The following is a 2,761-nucleotide window of genomic DNA, read 5'->3' on the forward strand; positions in this document are numbered from 1 at the left end:
GGCGGGCCCGGCGGCAGGGCGGGGGCGCAGGACTCGCCGCCGCCGCTGCGCCGGCTGGCCCGTACGCCGGCCGCCCGCTCCGCGCTGGCGGTGATGGTCACGGCGCAGGTCGTGATGGTCGCCGTCATGACGGCGGCGCCTCTGGACATGCACATGCACGGCGACGGCCTCGGGACGGTCGGCATGACGCTGTCCGCGCACACCCTCGGGATGTTCGCCCTGTCACCGCTGACGGGGCGGATGACCGACCGGCACGGCGCGCACCCGGTGATCCTCGCGGGCCTCGCCGCGCTCGCCCTGTCCACGGCGCTCGCGGCGGTCGCGCCCGGGTCGGCGGGGCGCGCCGCGGCGCTCTTCCTGCTCGGCTACGGCTGGAACCTGTGCTTCGTCGGCGGCAGCGCGCGCCTTGCCCGCGACCTGCCCGAGGCGGAACGCCCGCACGTCGAGGGAGCCGTCGACGCGGCCGTCTGGACGGTCGCCGCCGCCGCGAGCCTGCTGTCCACGGCGGTGCTGTCGGCGGGCGGGTACGCCGTCCTGGCCTGGGCGTCGTGCGCCGGGGCCGTCGCCGTCGCGGCCGGGCAGGCCCGCCGCCGCGCGCCCGGGGCGAAGCGGACCGGGCAGGAGACCGGACGGACGTGACCGGGGGTCAGATGCGGCCGGTGCCGCGGCAGACGTTGCACCGCTCGTGGGTGGCGGTGCTGGTGCCGGTGCCGTTGCAACCGGGGCACGACCGCGTCGCCGGTTTGTTGTGCTTGCCCAAGTCCACCACCCCCTGGGGGTTCATCCTAAGGGCTCGGCGGGTCGCATGCCGTGCCCGCTTATCAGTTCGCCGCCGGGACCCTCCGGGTTCACCGCAGCTCCGACGAACCCGGGAACGGGGGCCGGAAGACGACGCGGCGCGCCCGGCCGAGTCGCGTTCGCCTTCTCCTCCGACGCTTGTACGCTGTCCCTCACGCGCGCCGTCGTCCGGTCACGGTGCCCCGAGCAAGGAGATCGCGCAGGTTGGTGCCATTGCCGCTGACCACCGCGATCCGTCCCTACGACTGGGGATCGCGGACCGCCCTGGCCGAGCTGCTCGGCGTCGAGCCGACGGGGCGCCCGCAGGCCGAGCTGTGGGCGGGCGCGCACCCCGCCGCCCCCTCCCGCGTGGACGGGACGCCCCTCGACGTCCTCATCGGCCGCGACCCGATCGGGATGCTCGGCGCCCCCAGCGTGGAGCGGTTCGGGCCGACGCTGCCCTACCTGCTCAAGGTGCTGGCCGTCGAGAAGCCCCTGTCGCTGCAGGTGCACCCGACCACCGAGCAGGCCGAGGCCGGCTTCGCCCGTGAAGAGGCGCAGGGCATCCCCGTCGACGACCCCGCCCGCACGTACAAGGACCCCTTCCACAAGCCCGAGATGGTCTGCGCCCTCACCGAGTTCCACGGCCTGTGCGGCTTCCGCGACCCGGCCGAGACCGCCGGGCTCCTCGAAGACCTCAAGGTCCCCGAACTGGACGCGTGGATCAAGACGCTCCGCGCCGAGCCGCCCGCCGAGGCGCTCCGGACCGTCCTCACCCAGATGCTGGACGAGCGCTCCCGGCCCCTCCAGGCCGCGGTCGAACCGGCCCTGACGGGCGTCTACGCCGACATCGCCCGCGCCCACCCCGGCGACCCGGGGGTCCTCGCCGCGCTCCTGCTCGACCACGTCGAGCTCAAGCCCGGCCAGGCCCTCTTCCTCGGCGCCGGAGTGCCCCACTCCTACCTGGGGGGCCTCGCGATCGAGGTCATGGCCAACTCCGACAACGTCGTGCGCTGCGGTCTCACCGCCAAGCACATCGACGTCCCCGAGCTGATGCGCGTCGTCGAGTTCGTCCCGTCCCGGCCCCACCGCGTCGAGCCCACGGCCGACCGCCGGTACCGCACGGCGGCCGAGGAGTTCACCCTCGTCCGCCACGACCTCGCGGGGGTCCCCGTGGACCTGCCCGCCGGCCTCCCGCAGACGCTCCTCTGCCTGGAGGGCGAGGCCCGCCTCACCGCGGAGCCGGCCCTGACGCTCGCCCGGGGCGAAGCCGCCTTCGTCCCCGCCGGCGCCCGCGCGACCCGCCTCACCGGACACGGCACGCTCTACCGCGTGCTTCCGGGGATCGGGTCATGACCGTCCTCGCCCTCGACATCGGCGGCACCACGTTCGCGGTCGCCCGCGTCGACGCCGACGGCAGGCTCCTCGACCGCGCCGAGCACCCCGCCGGCCAGGCGCCCACCGCCACCCTGCGCGGCCTCGTCGCCGACTTCGCCGGGGACGGCCGGACGCGCCGGTCCCTGACCGGCGTCGGCATCGGCTCGGCCGGCCCGATCGACGCGGCCGCCGGCACCGTCAGCCCGAGCAACATCCCCCGCTGGCGCGGCTACGGGCTCGTCGCGGCCGTCCAGCGCCTCGTCCCCGGCGTCCCCGTCACCCTCGCGGGCGACGCCCAGTGCATGGCGCTCGGCGAGTGGTGGCGCGGCGGCCACGACTGCGGGTCCCTGCTCGGCGTCGTGGTGTCGTCCGGCGTCGGCGGCGGCCTCGTCATGGACGGCCGCCCCTGGACGGGACGCACCGGCAACGCGGGCCACATCGGCCACGTCGTCGTCGACCTCGACGGCGAGGCGTGCGTCTGCGGCGCCCGCGGCTGCCTGGAGACGGTCGCCGGGGGCCTCGGCATGGTCCGCTGGGCGCTCGCCCAGGGGTGGACGCTCGCCCCCGCGACGGGCCGCCCCGACGCGCGCGCCCTGGCCGCCGCCGC

The 2,761-nt window shown here is 76.5% G+C and carries 3 protein-coding genes; all 3 read left to right on the plus strand.

Annotated features, from left to right (window positions below; all coding sequences use genetic code 11):
- Nucleotides 1-639, plus strand: a 639-nt coding sequence (locus AB0K37_RS41580; protein WP_363991586.1) for an MFS transporter, incomplete at its 5' end; no start/stop codon positions are given.
- A gap of 366 nt (nt 640-1,005) precedes the next feature.
- Complete coding sequence (gene manA / locus AB0K37_RS41585; protein WP_363991589.1) at nt 1,006-2,133, plus strand: mannose-6-phosphate isomerase, class I; 1,128 nt, start codon at nt 1,006-1,008, stop codon at nt 2,131-2,133.
- A partial coding sequence (locus tag AB0K37_RS41590) for an ROK family protein (protein ID WP_363991592.1) occupies nt 2,130-2,761 on the plus strand: 632 nt, incomplete at its 3' end. The genes manA and AB0K37_RS41590, both read left to right, overlap by 4 nt.

Source organism: Actinomadura sp. NPDC049753 (assembly GCF_040674655.1).
Classification (GTDB): domain Bacteria; phylum Actinomycetota; class Actinomycetes; order Streptosporangiales; family Streptosporangiaceae; genus Spirillospora; species Spirillospora verrucosospora.